Annotated in this window: 14 protein-coding genes; 1 reads left to right on the top strand and 13 read right to left on the bottom strand. The window is 38.3% G+C overall.

Features of this window, described 5'->3' with window-relative positions:
* Positions 1 to 69: 69 nt before the first annotated feature.
* The 12 genes from MKP09_RS08115 to MKP09_RS08065 form a co-directional block, all read right to left on the bottom strand.
* Positions 70 to 1317, bottom strand: coding sequence for a DUF4959 domain-containing protein (locus MKP09_RS08115; RefSeq protein WP_240827227.1), 1248 nt, complete (start codon positions 1315 to 1317; stop codon positions 70 to 72).
* Positions 1318 to 1380: 63 nt separating this feature from the next.
* Positions 1381 to 1821, bottom strand: a complete 441-nt coding sequence (locus MKP09_RS25670; RefSeq protein ID WP_262915165.1) for a RagB/SusD family nutrient uptake outer membrane protein — start codon at positions 1819 to 1821, stop codon at positions 1381 to 1383.
* Positions 1818 to 3296: a RagB/SusD family nutrient uptake outer membrane protein gene (locus MKP09_RS08110; protein WP_262915164.1), complete on the bottom strand. Its 1479-nt coding sequence runs from the start codon at positions 3294 to 3296 to the stop codon at positions 1818 to 1820. The genes MKP09_RS25670 and MKP09_RS08110 overlap by 4 nt, the downstream gene beginning before the upstream one ends.
* 9 nt (positions 3297 to 3305) lie before the next feature.
* Positions 3306 to 5720: a SusC/RagA family TonB-linked outer membrane protein gene (locus tag MKP09_RS08105; protein WP_240829423.1), complete on the bottom strand. Its 2415-nt coding sequence runs from the start codon at positions 5718 to 5720 to the stop codon at positions 3306 to 3308.
* Positions 5648 to 6157, bottom strand: a complete 510-nt coding sequence (locus tag MKP09_RS08100) for a TonB-dependent receptor plug domain-containing protein (protein WP_240829413.1) — start codon at positions 6155 to 6157, stop codon at positions 5648 to 5650. The genes MKP09_RS08105 and MKP09_RS08100 overlap by 73 nt, the downstream gene beginning before the upstream one ends.
* The gene (locus tag MKP09_RS08095; protein ID WP_240827226.1) at positions 6157 to 6759 is read right to left on the bottom strand and encodes a carboxypeptidase-like regulatory domain-containing protein; all 603 of its coding nucleotides are present in this window, start codon (positions 6757 to 6759) and stop codon (positions 6157 to 6159) included. Before MKP09_RS08095 ends, MKP09_RS08100 begins: the two co-directional genes overlap by 1 nt.
* Positions 6760 to 6922: 163 nt before the next feature.
* The gene (locus tag MKP09_RS08090; RefSeq protein WP_240827225.1) at positions 6923 to 8005 is read right to left on the bottom strand and encodes a FecR family protein; all 1083 of its coding nucleotides are present in this window, start codon (positions 8003 to 8005) and stop codon (positions 6923 to 6925) included.
* 77 nt (positions 8006 to 8082) lie between these two features.
* Entirely contained in the window at positions 8083 to 8613 is a 531-nt protein-coding gene (locus MKP09_RS08085) for an RNA polymerase sigma factor (RefSeq protein ID WP_240827224.1), read from the bottom strand.
* Between the two features lie 761 nt (positions 8614 to 9374).
* Positions 9375 to 10481, bottom strand: coding sequence for a dipeptide epimerase (locus tag MKP09_RS08080; protein ID WP_240827223.1), 1107 nt, complete (start codon positions 10479 to 10481; stop codon positions 9375 to 9377).
* Positions 10482 to 10633: 152 nt separating this feature from the next.
* Positions 10634 to 11674: an FKBP-type peptidyl-prolyl cis-trans isomerase gene (locus MKP09_RS08075; protein WP_240827222.1), complete on the bottom strand. Its 1041-nt coding sequence runs from the start codon at positions 11672 to 11674 to the stop codon at positions 10634 to 10636.
* Between the two features lie 95 nt (positions 11675 to 11769).
* Entirely contained in the window at positions 11770 to 12720 is a 951-nt protein-coding gene (locus MKP09_RS08070) for an FKBP-type peptidyl-prolyl cis-trans isomerase (protein ID WP_240827221.1), read from the bottom strand.
* A gap of 39 nt (positions 12721 to 12759) precedes the next feature.
* Positions 12760 to 13740: a DHH family phosphoesterase gene (locus MKP09_RS08065; protein WP_240827220.1), complete on the bottom strand. Its 981-nt coding sequence runs from the start codon at positions 13738 to 13740 to the stop codon at positions 12760 to 12762.
* A gap of 108 nt (positions 13741 to 13848) precedes the next feature.
* Here MKP09_RS08065 and MKP09_RS08060 point away from each other — a divergent pair, with 108 nt between their 5' ends.
* Positions 13849 to 14265 carry a nucleoside-diphosphate kinase gene (locus tag MKP09_RS08060; protein ID WP_240827219.1) on the top strand — a complete coding sequence of 139 codons (417 nt, stop codon included), beginning with the start codon at positions 13849 to 13851 and terminating at the stop codon, positions 14263 to 14265.
* 67 nt (positions 14266 to 14332) lie between these two features.
* On the opposite strand, the gene MKP09_RS08055 is transcribed toward MKP09_RS08060, so the two are convergent.
* The gene (locus MKP09_RS08055; protein WP_240827218.1) at positions 14333 to 15847 is read right to left on the bottom strand and encodes a sulfatase family protein; all 1515 of its coding nucleotides are present in this window, start codon (positions 15845 to 15847) and stop codon (positions 14333 to 14335) included.
* Positions 15848 to 16146: the final 299 nt, after the last annotated feature.

Genomic DNA, 16146 nt, shown 5'->3' with positions numbered 1-16146 from the left:
ATTCAGCCTATAAATGTTTCATTTGATGCTATACATCTTTTTCGGAATTGTTTATTTTAAATCTATTTTTTAACGTTGACCAAACAAATCCAATTCAGAGATATAAGTCCCTACCTCTCCGCTATACCTTCCACTCCAATTGGCATAAATCCTAAGTCTGATATAACGAAATTTTGGAAAAGCCAAAGGATCTGAGAACTCATAAGTTTCTCCATTTTCTTTCAAATTTTCTACTTCCTCCTCGCTGGCAGAAACTCCAAAACCCAATCCGGAAGGTCTGATGCTTAAAAACCGGTCTATAAAAGTCCAACTGTCCCAGCTTCCATCCGGATTGGGGTCATTACTACCATATACTGCAAAATCATACATATGAGTAGCACCATAGGTTCCGGAGCTACTTCCCCACCATGTCCAATATATCATTCTACTAAGCAGTGCCGGCGTATTCAAGTCTATAGTGAGGGATAAAGGAAGCTCATAACCCTCGTTTGTTTGTGTATAGAACCTACCACCTGATGTATAATCATCATCCCAAATTCCGTTCTTATCAACCCAGCTGGCACTATTTACCGGTACATCTCCTGGTAGATCTAATAATCTATATGCATATCTGCCGTCATCGAGAAGCGGAACTTCTTCAAGCGGAGTTAAGGTTACTTTTAATGTGTCCGAAAAATGATCCCAACGATCTTCAACAAATACGCCAAATTCTGCTTCGCCAGCCTTCAAACCTCTCATTCTTACAACACCAGAATCTAAACTGGTGTATTCAGAACTGGCTTGCTGCCAATTACCGAGAGAATCTTTTCTGAGTACTCTAATAACTATATCAGCATTTGTTTCATTAACATACTTCAGGTTAATGCCACCGAAAGTAGCCTGAATATTATCACCCTCTTTTAATTTTTCGAATACCACCTTATGTGGTGGCGTAAGTACATTTACTTTTACCGTTACAGGTTCTGATTCTACTTCGCCTACGGCTACGGCTGTTAATTCAATATCATACATACCTTCTTCTCCAAAACCATCTACTAAAAGTTCATTTTTATAGATGGAAGATTTAGCCTCTCGTTCAATTCCATTGTCAAGTTTATAAGTGGCCTTAACATATCGCAAATCTTCGGCAAGCGGCAAATCATATTTGATGTAGGCTCCGCCTGATATAGACGTTGTTCGTATATTAGTAACCGGAGGTGGCTTTTGTCCTATTCTATTGACGGTTATGCCCACATCCTCTTTACATCCCGAAATAAGGGAAATGCTCATTATTACGCCGAAGAGCATTAATAATTTTTTATGTATAATCTGTTTCATCTCTTTTATTTTTTATTGTTTCTCATATAATTTAATAGTATTATACAACAAATAAAACCATCTTTACCATCCTAAATTTTGTTTCAATTCCCTATTTCTTGTTAGCTCTTCTATGCTTATCGGCCAGAAATAGTCTCTTTCGGTAAAGGTTCTGTTATACAAAGTAATTGGTCGGTAAAATGGGGCGGGGTCTCTTTGACCAATATCCCAGCCTAAAATCAATTCGTTTAACTCTGCGCGCGCATCTTTCCATCTTCTTAAATCCCAAAAGCGCTTGCCCTCAAAAGCTAACTCGATAGTTCTTTCTCGCTTAATAATATTACGCATGCCTTCTTTTGTTAAAGGCTTCGATGGTTGTAGTGAAAAATTGGCCCATGCCTCCTGCACACCTTTCAGCCCCGACCTTGCACGAACGCTATCCACATAAGCATATACTTCCGGGCCTGGCCCCTGACTTTCATTTAAAGCTTCAGAATACAAGAGGTATAAATCCGCAAGCCTCAAAAAGATAATGCATACGGAACAACATCGTGCCTGTTGCTACTACCATACGTATTGCCAATATTCACGTATTTTTTTACCATGTAGCCTGTATTTGTATAACCTGTTGGGCTGCTGGGTTTTATATTACCAGTAGATTTATAGTCTGTGTTTATCGCATCTGCATCATTCTTGTTAAAAAGCATTAAGTATCTTCCTCCGTCAAAAGACAGCGTGCCATAAAACCTGGGTTCTCTATCTAAATGAAACCTGACGGTTGTGTAGCCGGCTATTAAATCATATTTATACTTATTTTGATTAGGAACAGTAGTAAGCTCATATCTTGCTGCATAAGGGTAGGTTTTATCTTCATCGATAGGAACACCGTTTGCCGAATAAAATTTTTGAGCCATATTTAAAGTAGCTCCCATAAAACTTGTAATTCCTGAATGATTGGCATCACTTACAAGCCCCCGCGGTGTAAAGTCTGTTTGAAAGCCAAGACCCGCTATACTTCTGGTGTCATACCATAGGGTTTCTGTACTTGCGTCTTCTCCGCTTACTGCTGTTCTAAGGTTCAATTTATATTGAGTGTTAGGTCCGTTGACAGTAAAATTCGCCGGACTTGTCCAAACGTGCAATTTTTTGTTATGCAGGTGCGCAAAATCTATAGCTTCTTTGCACGCCGCTGCTGCTTTAACCCACTTATTTTCATCATAAGTTTGATTAAACAGCGGATTACCATTGTCATCTTTTAATAACTGCATGTCGGTATTGCCATTAAAAAGCGGGCTGGCTGCCTCTACCAAAATTTCGGCTTTTACTGCCTTTGCAACCACTTGCGTAACTCTGCCTATTTCTATAATAGGGTTTTCTTCTACCTCCAGCAGATAGGGCATGGCTTCATCTATTGTTTTAACTATATAATCAAAACAGGCATCAACAGCCACACGGGGTACGTGAGACTCTGATGGATCGGCAAACACAGGAACATTTTCATCTTTTATAATAATAGGCCCATAAGCACGTACTAATAAATAATGATAGTAGGCTTTCAGAAATTTAGCTTCGGCAGCCCAACGTTCTTTTTCATAATCTTCCATATCCGGAACGGTAAATACCCTCTCTATAAAAACGTTGCAATCATTAATGGCCTGCCAATAAGTACCGCTACCGCCACTACCCCAGTAGTTAAGTAACGGCGAATTTGAGTTTTGCTGTCCCTGTGCAATATACCAGCCAGGATAGGCGCCTGCGCTGTAGTTGGAAGTAGAATTGAGCCAAAACTCATCTGCAGAAAAGTATCCCGGTAGTCCACCAGTATTTGTTGAAGCTGGCAAGCGATTATAACAGGTAGCCAGGTAACCTTCTGCCTCAGTACGCAAATTAAACGCATGCTCAATTACAGGAACATTGTCGGGTATTACATCTATAAATTTATTACAAGAACTCATGGCTAATGTAATAGGAAATAATATAAGAAGAATTCTTTTATACATAATAATATTTTATATATTAATATTGATACCAAAATTGAATACACGCTGCAATGGATAGCCTAAACCATAACCGCCCAGTTCCGGATCCCAAAGCTTAAAGGGACTCCACTTAAACAGGTTGGTTCCGCTGAAATAAATACGAAGGCCATTCATTTTATAGCGTTTTAATATACTTTGGTTTAAATTATAGCCTATATCTACCTGCTTTAAGCGCAGCAGGTTACCGTTACGCATCCAAAAAGTACTGGTTTGCGAATTATTATTTGTAGGGGTTTGGCTTAGCCTTGGCCATCTGGCATATATATCCTGATGTTCTTCCGACCAATAACTATCTGCCCAAACCTGCAATACAGCATTGGGTGCAGCTACACTACCAAAAGGTGCCACACCATATTTTTCGTCATCAACATCATAATAGATAGGGTTTATAAATAATGAAGTACGCGCCAATCCAGAGAAGAAGAAGGAAAAATCGAAGGATTTATAACCTGTAGTAAGTCCGAATCCGTAACTAATTTCAGGCGTTGTAGGCAAGCCAATGGGTACACGGTCATTGCTGTTAATAACCCCATCCTTGTTTACATCTACGTATTTAATATCGCCTCCCAAAACCGGCTCTCCGCCAAACTGCTGTTCGGGGCTATTAAATACTTCGTTATCATCAATAAATAAGCGCTCCGCTATGTATCCTCTTACCTGATTAGAGTGCAATCCAATGCGGCTTAAGTAATCATATTGAAAATTAGGTTCTTCGTAGTAAACATACTCCCCGGTAGAATAGGTAAAAGTTCCTCTACCCTGAAAGTATAAATCTTTGGTTACACTTTTAGTATAGGATAATTCACCTTCAAAACCCTTGCTTTTATATTCTCCCAAATTGGCGCGCACAGGTGCTTGTAAACCGGTTGAAGCAGGAATGGCAGCACGGTTCTGTACGATATTGTATCTGAATTGATTGTAAAAATCGCCTGAAAAAGTAAGCGCACCCTTAAACATGCCTAAGTCAATACCCAGATTGGTTTGTCTTGATATTTCCCAATTAACAAATGGGTTTGCATAACGATCGATTGAAACGCCCGACAAGAGGTAAGAGCCGGTTTTAGGTAAACCAAATGTATATCCTCGACCGCCGTCGTTCAAATCAACTTTTGATAAATAAAAGAAACGCTCATCACTAATATTATCATACCCAATCCAACCATGTGTAGCACGAAACCTTAAATTGCTAATGGTAGGCCAAAGCCCTTCCATAAACTTTTCTTTATGTACACTCCAAGCCACACCAAAAGATGGGAAAAAGCCCCATCGGCTTCCGGCTGCAAATTTTTCCGACCCATTGTAACCAAAAGTAAACTGTGCATAATAGCGCTCATCAAAAATATAAGACGCATTTCCTGAAAAGCTTATATTTCGTTTAGGAAGCGTTTTTATAAGCGAATTTTCATCCTGATCCTGAGGTGTAAAAACTTCATTTCGAAGTGTACTAATTAGCGATGCTGATATTCCGTGTTTTTGAGCAAAAGTTCGGTTATAAGAAACCTGTGCTTCGCCATATACTACTGCTGTCAACTCTCTTTTCCCGGGTTCAAAATTAAGATACTCTGTTCCCGTCTGTGGATTAAGCTGAAAATAACTGGATACCTGCTTAGTAACGGGATCTATAACCGGAGTGTAATAAAAAGGATTATAGACTCTCGATTGTTCAAAATAGGACCTTCTGGTAACATTTAACAACCCTCTGAACTTTAAGCCTTCTGTAATGATTGAAGACAGATCCTGATACAATTCAGTTTGAAAAGACAGGTTGCTCCTTCGCTTTTCCGAATAGCCTTTTACTATTTCTGCATACGCATTCAAATACTGTCCATCGTCAAAATTTCCAAACAAAGGGTGTTTGATATAAGATTGATTTTCACCCGGCGTATATACAGGCTGAAATAAAACAGGGTTGGATCGAATGGCCTGGCCGTATGCCTCTGTACCCGAAGATGGGGGGCCATTATAATCTTGTAAATTAGCCTTAACACGAGCTACTAATTGTGTAGATTTAGTAAGATTGATGTCCACATTACTAAGGAAGTTAAATACATTAAAACGCACGTTACTATTAAAATCATTAATAGGTTCAACCTTCAACAAGCCGTTATCGGTAGTATAATTGGCACTTACGTTATACTTGGCTAATTGTCCACCGCCAGAAATACCTAAGTTATAATTTTGAGTGGTAGTTACTTTTCGTGTTACAAAATCCAGCCAGTCAACAGCAGGATACAGAGTAGGATTCTCGCCAGCCGCCGTTTTGTCAATCTTTTCAAGCGAGTAAGTGGCATCTTTACTAAGTGGGTTTCTTGTCAAAACCGCCTCCTGTGCATTTTCATAAAAGTAACAGGATCTGCTATTTCTAAGTTTTGGGTGGGCGCTGATAGTCTTTGTTCTGCACGAATATTAACTCTTGCCGGCCCTTCTTTACCTCGCTTGGTAGTTACAATAATGACACCGTTGGCTGCACGGGCGCCATAAACCGCAGAAGCAGAAGCGTCTTTCAACACGCTAAAGCTTTCCAAATCATCCCATGGAATACGTGCTAAATCGTCAATTTCAACTTCAATATTGTCTAACAATATCAGCGGTTGCTGATTCACCCCAAAAGACCCTACACCTCGTACAAAAAAATCTGCATTATCCGCACCGGGTTCTCCACTTCGCTGATACGAAATCATACCGGCTATTTTACCTTGCAAAGCAGCAGTAAGATTGCTTGCTGGAACCTTTAGCTCGCTTGGGTTGATAGAACTAACCGAACCAATCATATCCGTTTTCTTCACTCGGTTACCAAAAGCCACCACCACTGTTTCTTCCATCAACTGCACATCTTTTTCATAACGACATTGATGCTTTCCTTACCGTCAATGGGTATTTCTTGTGTAAGATACCCGGTAATGCTAAAAACCAACGTGCCGTTGGCGGGTACTTCTAATACATACCTACCGTTTAAATCGGTTGTGGTTCCTATACTTGGTGTTGCTTTTAATGCTACTGATACACCGCTAAGTATGCTGCCAGAACTGTCTGTTACTAGCCCGTTTACTTTAATGTCTGCCTGCCTTGCTACAAGTCCGTTGTTTTCAGCAATTACTGAAGAGGCCTGGCTTTTAATGTTTTTGCCTTCGCGTATTACAATAAGGTTATTGCGCATTTGCACAAATTCCAAATTGGTTCCCTTTAATATGCGGGGTAATAAATCTAAAACCGGAATGTTGTTTACTGCGATATTAACGGTTCCAATATCGTCAACAACCGTATTATTAAATACAAACCGATAATCGGTTTTCTTCTGAATAGATTTTAACACCTTCGATAAGCGTGTATTTTCCACATTTAAACTCACGGTTTCCTGACCATGCCCTGTGTTAGCCGCAACCTGTAATGATGTTACAAGCATCAATGCTACACCTAATTTCATAAGCAACAGATTTTTTAGCAGCCGCCGTGGCCACTCGTTCGGGTAAGCGTTTTTTTCATACTTTTAGTTGTAGTTTTTTACAATTGGAAGAAATACAGCTCTTCCATATTTTTTAACTATGGAGAAATGGTGTCCGCCATTTCTCCTTTTTATTGGTACAATCCTATTTCTCCAGGATTATTTTACTTTCCTTTTGTTTATAAGAAAACGGATACGACAATTGCAAAGCTTCTAGTATTTCATCAATGGTTTCTTTTTCAAAACTTGCCGTATATCTGTAGTCAAGCAGTTTACTATCTTTAATAACAATTTCTACATCAAACCTTCGTTCTAAAATATTTTTTATTTCTCCCAACTTCATATCCTCAAAAATCAAAAAATTGTTTACCCAAGCCGTTTCTATATTTCTGTTGGCATCGTCATAAGCAAGCGGCGCCACGTGGGCAGTTACTTCTTCTTTTGTCTGAATAGAATCGGACTCGTTTTTTATAACAAATTTTTGATTTACTTCTAAGGTTTTATACACAACATCTTTAGCCCCGCCGTTTACCAGTATCTGTACTTTTCCTTCAAGCAACGAAGTCTCGCTGGTAGGGTCATTCATATAGCATTTTACATTGAACCTTGTACCTAATGCCTTCACTTTATATCGGTCGGTATGAACAACAAAAGGTAACTCTTTATTATGCGCTACATCAAAAAGCCCCTCTCCTATTAAATATACATTTCTGTCTTTTTTGCCAAAAGTGGGAGATACGCTCAGTTCGCTGCCAGCATTCAACGTAACACTTGTTCCATCGGGAAGAAAAACCTTTTTATGCATACCTGTTTCGGTAATTATTTTTTGAGAAATGGCAGTTTTCTCTATCTTTAGCTTATTTCTTTCAGACAAAAGGAATAATACAGGTAACATCAATATTAGTATTACCGATGCGGCTGGCAGCCATTTTTTCAAACCGTTTAAAAAACGAACCCGCCCGTTTTCATGATTGATGGTGGTAGCCTTATGATCTACTACATAAAGCGTGTTATGGCTGGCTGATGTATCGGCCGACAACTCGTCTTGCTTTTTGTAAAGCATCGTTTTTAAGCCAAGCACTAATTCTTTGGCCTCCTGCATTGTTTTTAGCTGCTCGGGATGTTGGGCTAGGTATTTATTCCAGTAACTCATTGCCTCAACATCCTGCTCATAGCAATAAGCAATAAAGGAGTCATTAATAGCAAGTTGTTCAACCGAATAAATCATAAGCAAATCAATCTTTACTTATAGAGACGGTGGATTAACAAAAACCTAACAACTTTTTTGAGAATTTTTTTGAGAATTTAAAAAATAAAGGAAAGTAGTGAGCCAAATCGAATCATCTCTACTTTGTATTCAAGAGATTTACGGAGGTTTGTAATTCCTTTTGAAAGATTATTATATACATTCTGTTCAGTAAGGCCGGTTTGCTTTACAATTTCTTGCGTTGAATAACCACAATAGTATTTCATATAAATAACGCGGCGGCAACGGGCCGGCAATTTTTTGTAGGCCTCAGCTAATTTTTCTATCAGCTCTTCATCTGTTTCTAAACTCTCTAAAATCTCCTGCGTTGAAGGCACATGAATATCGTCGAAATTATCAGTGTATTTTCTATTCTTGTTTGCGCGAAAATGATCAATCAGTTTTCTTTTGAAAGCTATAACAATAAAAGCTTCGGGATTGTGAATGTCTTTCGGAAGTTCCTTCTGCATAAAGTCAAGAAAAAACTGCTGAACAATATCTTCAGCTTCATCAGTAGTATATCCAAAATGATATGCTATTGCAAGCAATTTTATTCTGTACTTATTGTAATAAGAAGTTATTGTGATCATATTAAAATTTGCACGGATCCAACCGGTGATTGTGGCAAACCTTGCATACACGCAATCCGCTAGTTTGGTTTATATAAATAGACGCTTAAAGCTTATAAAATACATTTCGATGTACATTAGTATATAAGCAGTGCTCAGACTGTAATACAGCCTGGTCTACAATTCTAAATAATATTTTGCTTTCTTAAACAAGATCCTTTCAGATCATTCTCTTCGTAAATATTACTGTCACATAATATATCTGAACGTTGTTAGCTCAACCTCAGAAATGCTTTTGTGTTATAAAATTGAAGAATGTTTTTTGATTTCATAAGTCGGATTTGGTTAATAAAAAATGTTAGCTATCTAAACAAAGTATCTGTAAGATTATATATACTGCGTTACCAATGATCATTAGGTTGACAGTCATAAGCAGTTTCTAATGTAGACATTTGTCAGAGCAAATACCTTATTCTAAAGGTAACACCTTTCTATAAAGTTAGCAGTGCAAACGATTGCGCAAAATTTAAATTACCCTGCAAAATAGATTTTGCTAATTCAGTAAAAAACAGTCAATCGCTTCCCGTTAGTCTGAAGCAACATGTTTCCTACAATTCATGCAGATGAATTTTGAAGATTAATGCAGAGATGTTATTATTTGTAATAATATAGCAAATTGAAAGCGATATTATTTACATAAAAAATTCACTTGTTCGCAATTAAAGGTATTCCTCTTGTTTATTATCAAAGCCATATTGCTCATAATAAGAATAACCTTATCTCTATTTATCAAAAACACCCTTGTACGTTATCCCTAACCCGGGTTTTCCATTGTATATAATTTTACCATACTCATAGTCTATTCCAGTAGCAACATCTTCCTGTAAAAGTAGCGGCCCGTCCATATCTACATAATCTGCTAATGGCGCTAAATGCGCTATGGCTGCAGAACCGATAGTGTTTTCATTCATCGAGCCTATCATAATTTTCAACCCGCGCTTACGAGCGTCAGATATCATACGTAATGCGGGAGTTATGCCGCTACACTTAGTTAGCTTTATATTTATACCATGAAAATGCCCTTCACATTTAGCAACATCCGCTTCAAAAACGCAGCTTTCATCAGCCATCAATGGCAATGAAGATTCCTGAAACAACGTTTTCATTCCTTCCCAATTATCTTTCGCCAATGGTTGTTCTACCAATTCTACACCAAGTTCTTTAAGCTGTGGAATTAGCTGTAGCGCGGTTTCCAGGTCCCAGCCGGCATTTGCATCTACTCTCAATACTGCATCGGTTTCTTTACGCAAAGCTTTCACAATTGCAATGTCATCTGCCGTGCCCACTTTTATTTTATATATTGGCCACGGCTGTTCCCGAAGTTTTTCAACCATTTTTTCAACCGTATCAATTCCAATTGTATAATCCGTTAAAGGAGCTTTAGCAATATCGCCCCTCCACATTTTATAAAGTGGCTTTACAGACATTTTGCCAAAAATATCCCAAGCAGCCATATCAAGCGCACAAACCAGAAAAGGATTTTTAGGCAACAAGTGATGGAGAAAATGCCAATAGCGGTCTGGCTCTGTAAAAGCAAACTTTTCGATCATCGGTTTTTTCAATTCCAAATCAGCCAACATGTCCTCCACTGAAATATTGTAATAAGTTATCGCCGGAGCCTCCCCATAACCTTTTATTCCAAAATGTTCCAATTCCACGACCAACGTAGGTTGATGCGTTTTTGTTCCTTTTGAAATAGTAAACGGATGTCTGAATTTTAATTTGAATGGATAATATTGGAGCTTCACTTTGCTATTGATTGAGTTAAATAATTCTTCTGCAATAAGCGAAATTAAGAGATACCATTTTATTAACCCATCAATAAACATAATTCATCTTTGTTGCGTCGCACTCTTTATCGTTCCGATCATTTGGCATCCTACATAAACGAATGATAACTAAACAACATCAACGATGATATTCCAAATAAAAGAAGCCACCGCAAATTGCAGTGGCTTCATCTTCATAAAATCTTTTTCGATTAATGTCCGTGGCCGTCATTAGGGCTATGTCCAGCCGCACCTTGCGGCGCTGCGCCAGGATCAGTGTCACTTACACCTGTAATTTCAACATTAAAATAAAGCGGTTCGTAAGGTTTAAAAGTACCCATACCATCTTTACCATAGGCTAAATATCCCGGAATATAAATAGTACCCTTTCCTCCTTGTTTAAATTGTCTTAAACCATCTTCAAATCCACGAATAAAAGGTTGTTCACCAAGTTTCACAGTAAATTGGTTGGCATCAAAAGTACTGTCATTGCTTAATTTTTTACCATCGTACTTAACGGTAACAAATTTTCCGTTAGCAACCTGCGCACCAGTGCCAGGATTGTCTATTTTAACGAAAGTACCTGCCGGCGTTTGTGTTGCAGCAATTTTTTTGCTAGCAAGATACGCTTGCACTTCTTTAATTTGCTTTGCTTTTTCACCAGATTTCTCAAGAGCAAGTTCATCTGCTTTTTGAGCTGCTTCTTGCTCTTTTTTCATTTTCTCCATCATTTCCATCTGCTCTTTTTGCTGACGAGGTGCATCTTTTGCCATTTCTTTTTGTTCGTCGGCCTGGGCGAGGCTGTCATTCTTGAATACTTCAACGACTTTGAAAGTAAGAACAATTTTATCACCTTTCTTCAAGAACGGTGGTAATTGTGCTTCCTGAGCTAATCCTTTTTTAATTAAAGAATCTACATACATGATAGTTATCAAACTATCTCCTTTTTTAAGCAACTTAAATAGTTCATCTGGAGCATAATTCCCTTGCGGACCCATAGCAGAAGGATCCTGAATTTTAACAAAAGCTGGCAACCTTCCATAAGTGTTCGCCAATATTGTGTCCTTTGAACCTTCTATTTTTTGAATAACGTTCATTTTTAGAACATCTCCAATTTTTGAACTGTCTTTGCTTCCTCCATCGACAATTTTATATTTTAATCCGCTAGGCGTGGTTTCGTAATCTGCATTACTGCACGATGTAAATGCTACTGTAGCAAAAACCAATGCACCTAAAATTTGTGAACGTTTCATTTTTTATTTATTGTTTTCGTATCAAACGGAATTTCTTTTATGTTATCCGTTATATTGTTTTTAATATGACACTATTTTGTCAATAAGCAGGAAGCCTATCTACCTTCGTTTGGCATTGGCATTTGCATCGGCTGCTGCGGCATTGGCGGCATAGAATCGCTTACGGAAAGCACCTCTACATCAAAATACATAGGCTGATAAGGTTTAAGTGCGCCTCCCCTGCCATCTTTACCATAAGCAAGGTAACCTGGAATAAATATTGTTCCTTTACCTCCTTGTTTGAACTGTTTTAAACCATCTTCAAAGCCAGGAATAGAACCACCTTTACCTAATTCAACGGGAATTTCACCAGCATCAAAAGTGCTATCATTGTCAAGAAATTTGCCGGTATATTTTACTTTTAAAAACTTACCGTTTACAGCAGCAGCACCTTCGCCAGGGTTTTCTACTTTTACCAGGGTTCCTAACGGAGATTTTACAACATTGTATCCTTTAGATTTTACATACCCCTGAACTTCTGCATCTTGCTTTGCTTTTTCCCCAGATTTTTCAAGAGCAGCAATTTCTTCTTTTTGAGCTTCTGCATTCGCAGTAGCCTCATCAGGATAAATACCTAAAACTTTAAAAGTATAGATGATTTTTTCACCTCTTTTTATAAAAGGAGGCAATTGTGTAGGGTTTGCCAAGCCTTTCATAATTAATGAATCCACCAACATGTGTACAATCAGGCTGTCTCCATTTCTTAATTGCTTAAAAACTTCGAGAGGACTATAATCACCCTGACCTGGAGGTATCTCTTGAATAGGAATCAATGCAGGGCTTGCATCGTAAGTTGATTGTATTACAGTGTCTTTTGCGCCGCTTATTGTTTGTTTAACATGTACCCTAAGTACTTGTCCATTTTTTAATGAATCTTTTCGATCCCCCTTACCTTCAATAATTTTATATTGCAAGCCGCTTTCCGTTGTTTTAAAATCGGAGTTATTGCACGCTGTAAATGCTATGGTTGCAAAAGCTAAAGCGCTTATAATTTGTGAACGTTTCATTTTTATTTATTGTTGTTATTTACGTATTTAAAATCTGCATTAAGAATGCAAGTGTTCATTTTCTTTGATCACTTGTTTAAAATGTTCAACAGTTTCCGATAAGCCATCTTTTGTATTACCGCCAGCAGCGTTATAATGGCCCCCACCGTTAAAATATTTTCGTGCAAATGTATTACAGTCAAAATCGCCTTTACTTCTAAAGCTCCACTTTCGCTCCTCGTCCCGATCAATTACAAGGCCAACCATTTGTATACCTTGTATGCTCAATGGAAAATTGACCAAACCTTCCGTATCACCGGTTTTTAATTCATATTTCAGCAAGTCCTGCATACTTATTGCAATGAGCGCAGTGTTATATTCATAGAAAAACTGCATGCGGTTACTTAGCATGTGGCCGATGAATCGTAAGCGATTTTCTAAAAAATTATCAAAAAGATTACTATGAACTTGTGTGTGATTTAAGCCGGTTTCCATAAGACGGGCGACCATCAAATGGACAGAAGCATGCGCTGATGAGAACCTGAAGGAACCCGTATCCGTTACAACACCTGCATACAAACATTGAGCAATGTTGACATCAATCAAATGATCGTTTCCGCTTTTCACTATAACGTCATAAACCATTTCACAGGTAGAACTTTTCGTGATATCGCTTATGCCGTAATTAAAATTAACGGTATCAGGTTGTTCGTGATGGTCAATCAATATTTTTACACAGCTCAATCCTGCTAATACAGGCGCCATATTTTTTGTTCTGTAAAAAATATTAAAATCAAGGCAGAACAAATAATCGGTTTCATTTAAAATTGCTGTTGCTCTTTCCTGATGTTTTTCAAAATTCAGTACACCGTCGCATCCTGGCATCCAGCTAAGCCAACTAGCCCAGTTTGTAGGAGAAATCACTTTAACGTCGTGTCCTAATTTTTTCAAAAACCCATATAATCCCAACGCTGATCCCATAGCATCGCCATCCGGCTTTTGATGCATGGTGATCACAACTTTGGCTGGTTGCGAAAGCATTGAAAATATGTCTGATATCGGCTTCATTATAAAAGGCGCAAAAATAGGCAAATTAAGATCATTAAGAAATATTTAGTTTCACTACCTTTGCGACCCAAAAAAGAATATATGAGTAACCGTACATTTACGATGATTAAGCCTGATGCGATGGAAAATGGGCATGCTGGTGCGATTTTAGATCGCATTACTAAAGAAGGATTTAAATTGGTGGCATTGAAATTAACAAAACTTTCTGCTGAAAAAGCTGGTGAGTTTTATGCTATACATAAAGAAAGGCCTTTCTATGGAGAATTAGTGGCATTTATGAGCAGCGGACCGATCGTTGCAGCTATTTTGGAAAAAGATAATGCTGTGGCTTCTTTCCGTGATCTGATCGGTGCTACAAATCCTGCCAATGCTGCGGAAGGCACTATCCGTAAAACTTTTGCTGCATCCATTGAAGCAAACGCTATACATGGAAGTGACAGCGATGAGAACGCTACAATTGAAGGCGATTTCTTCTTCAATCATTTTGAAAGAGTTTAAGAAATTTGATTTTTTTATAAAAGGCGGCTCAATCGGGCCGCCTTTTCAATTTTAAACATAGCGTTGCTTATTTTTTAGCTTTTATACTTTGTAATAAAGCTGCCAACTCTTTTACCTTCGCAGGATATTTACTAGCCAGATTCTTACTTTCCCCTATATCATTATTCAAATCATACAATTGAGGTTCAGGTAAATTACCTGTCTCAATATTAGTCAATTTAGGACCTGTGTTAGCTGGACCACCATGAGGAGCAATATACTTCCATCCGTTTTTTACAATCGTTAACTGCGAAATGCCTTGCTGAACCAAAACCGAACGTCCGTTTTTAGTTTTTCCAAATAAAGCGTCAAGTTGGTTCTCACTATCTGTGGCATCATTAGCCGGCACTTGCAGATTAAGCAATTTTGCGAAAGAAGCAATAAAATCGATCTGGCAGACTAAAGCATTGGAAACCGCAGGCTTCACTTTGCCAGGCCAGCTAATAATAAAAGGAACTCTAGTACCCGCTTCTAACGCACTGTACTTTCCGCCACGAAGCGGGCCCCAAGGCGTGTGCCCGTTAAGTTGCGTAACAGCACCATCTAAATAACCATCATCCAGCACTGGGCCATTGTCACTTGAGAAAATCACAATCGTATTTTTATCAATTCCGCTGGCTTTAAGCTGGTTCATAATTTCGCCAACCGCCCAGTCCAACTGTAAAATGGCATCGCCTCTTAAACCTAAACCACTTGTACCTCTGAAAATAGTTGAAGGCATACGCGGCACATGGGGTTCAGTAAGGTTGTAACATAAAAAGAAAGGCTTCGTTTTGTTTTCTTTAATAAAATCTTTTGCTTCTTTTAAAAAAGTCATTGGTAATTCTTCATCTGTCCATCTTGCCAACTTACCACCTGTCATAAATCCAATACGCCCGATGCCATTAACAATAGTATTTGCATGACCATGATTTGGCGTAGACTTCAGTTTTAATAGTTCCGGATTTTCTTTTCCTGTAGGCTCATTTCCTATCTTTTCTTTGTAACTCACGGCAATGGGATCTTCGGGATCTAATGCGACTACATTATGATTTCTTATAAAAACAGTAGGCACCCTGTCTGCAGTAGCCGGGAAAATAAAGGAATAATCAAAACCCGTTTCGTTAGGGCCAGGCTTTATTTCTCCGTTCCAAGCTTTTTCAACAGCATCACCAAGACCCAAATGCCATTTGCCTACAATGCCCGTTTGATAACCAGCTTTTTTAAAAACTTTGGGCAAAGTAGTTCTGTCTGTAGGTATAATTAAGGCTGCATCACCGGGTAATACTCCGGTACCACTTTTACGCCAGGGGTATTGCCCAGTCATCAACGCATAGCGTGATGGTGTACAAGTTGCGGAAGTGCTGTGGCCATTTGTAAAGCGAATACCCTGCGCAGCTAATTGATCAAGGTTTGGTGTTTTTATTTTAGTTGCTCCGTAACAACTGAGATCTCCATAACCAAGATCATCAACATAAATAAATATTACATTAGGTTTACTGCTCTGCGCATTTGCGATTGTAAACGAGCAAAGTAAACTAAAAGCGAAAATGATTTTCTTCATATATATGTTTTGTTTATAAAAATTGATAGCTGCCTCCATATATTAGCTCAACAATCGACATCGGAACTTTGCAAATGAAAGTATTAAATTTATCACATCTTAAAAAGCTCACGTAGCTCAATGGGTGAATAAGTTCGCTTACTTTACTTGATATTAGCGTATAAAATAGGCCCAAAGTATGTACAAGCTTGATTAAAATTTTAGGCCCCTTGATCAGATCAAGATGGCACCGAACAAAACTACCTTTTCTTTGAAAGAATATAGCGTTTAATGCAATCGATTGTGCATATTTTAAAATA

The organism is Paraniabella ginsengisoli, assembly GCF_022513635.1.
Classification (GTDB): Bacteria; Bacteroidota; Bacteroidia; order Chitinophagales; family Chitinophagaceae; genus Niabella; species Niabella ginsengisoli.
Note: the sequence above shows the minus strand (reverse complement) of the source record. Positions and strands in the feature narration are given on the sequence as shown.

Coding starts and splice junctions, on each gene's coding strand:
- MKP09_RS08115 (WP_240827227.1), bottom strand. CDS start 1,317: ATGAAACAGATTATACATAAAAAATTATTAATGCTCTTCGGCGTAATA.
- MKP09_RS08110 (WP_262915164.1), bottom strand. CDS start 3,296: ATGTATAAAAGAATTCTTCTTATATTATTTCCTATTACATTAGCCATG.
- MKP09_RS08100 (WP_240829413.1), bottom strand. CDS start 6,157: ATGGAAGAAACAGTGGTGGTGGCTTTTGGTAACCGAGTGAAGAAAACG.
- MKP09_RS08095 (WP_240827226.1), bottom strand. CDS start 6,759: ATGAAATTAGGTGTAGCATTGATGCTTGTAACATCATTACAGGTTGCG.
- MKP09_RS08090 (WP_240827225.1), bottom strand. CDS start 8,005: ATGATTTATTCGGTTGAACAACTTGCTATTAATGACTCCTTTATTGCT.
- MKP09_RS08085 (WP_240827224.1), bottom strand. CDS start 8,613: ATGATCACAATAACTTCTTATTACAATAAGTACAGAATAAAATTGCTT.
- MKP09_RS08080 (WP_240827223.1), bottom strand. CDS start 10,481: ATGTTTATTGATGGGTTAATAAAATGGTATCTCTTAATTTCGCTTATT.
- MKP09_RS08075 (WP_240827222.1), bottom strand. CDS start 11,674: ATGAAACGTTCACAAATTTTAGGTGCATTGGTTTTTGCTACAGTAGCA.
- MKP09_RS08070 (WP_240827221.1), bottom strand. CDS start 12,720: ATGAAACGTTCACAAATTATAAGCGCTTTAGCTTTTGCAACCATAGCA.
- MKP09_RS08065 (WP_240827220.1), bottom strand. CDS start 13,740: ATGCTTTCGCAACCAGCCAAAGTTGTGATCACCATGCATCAAAAGCCG.
- MKP09_RS08060 (WP_240827219.1), top strand. CDS start 13,849: ATGAGTAACCGTACATTTACGATGATTAAGCCTGATGCGATGGAAAAT.
- MKP09_RS08055 (WP_240827218.1), bottom strand. CDS start 15,847: ATGAAGAAAATCATTTTCGCTTTTAGTTTACTTTGCTCGTTTACAATC.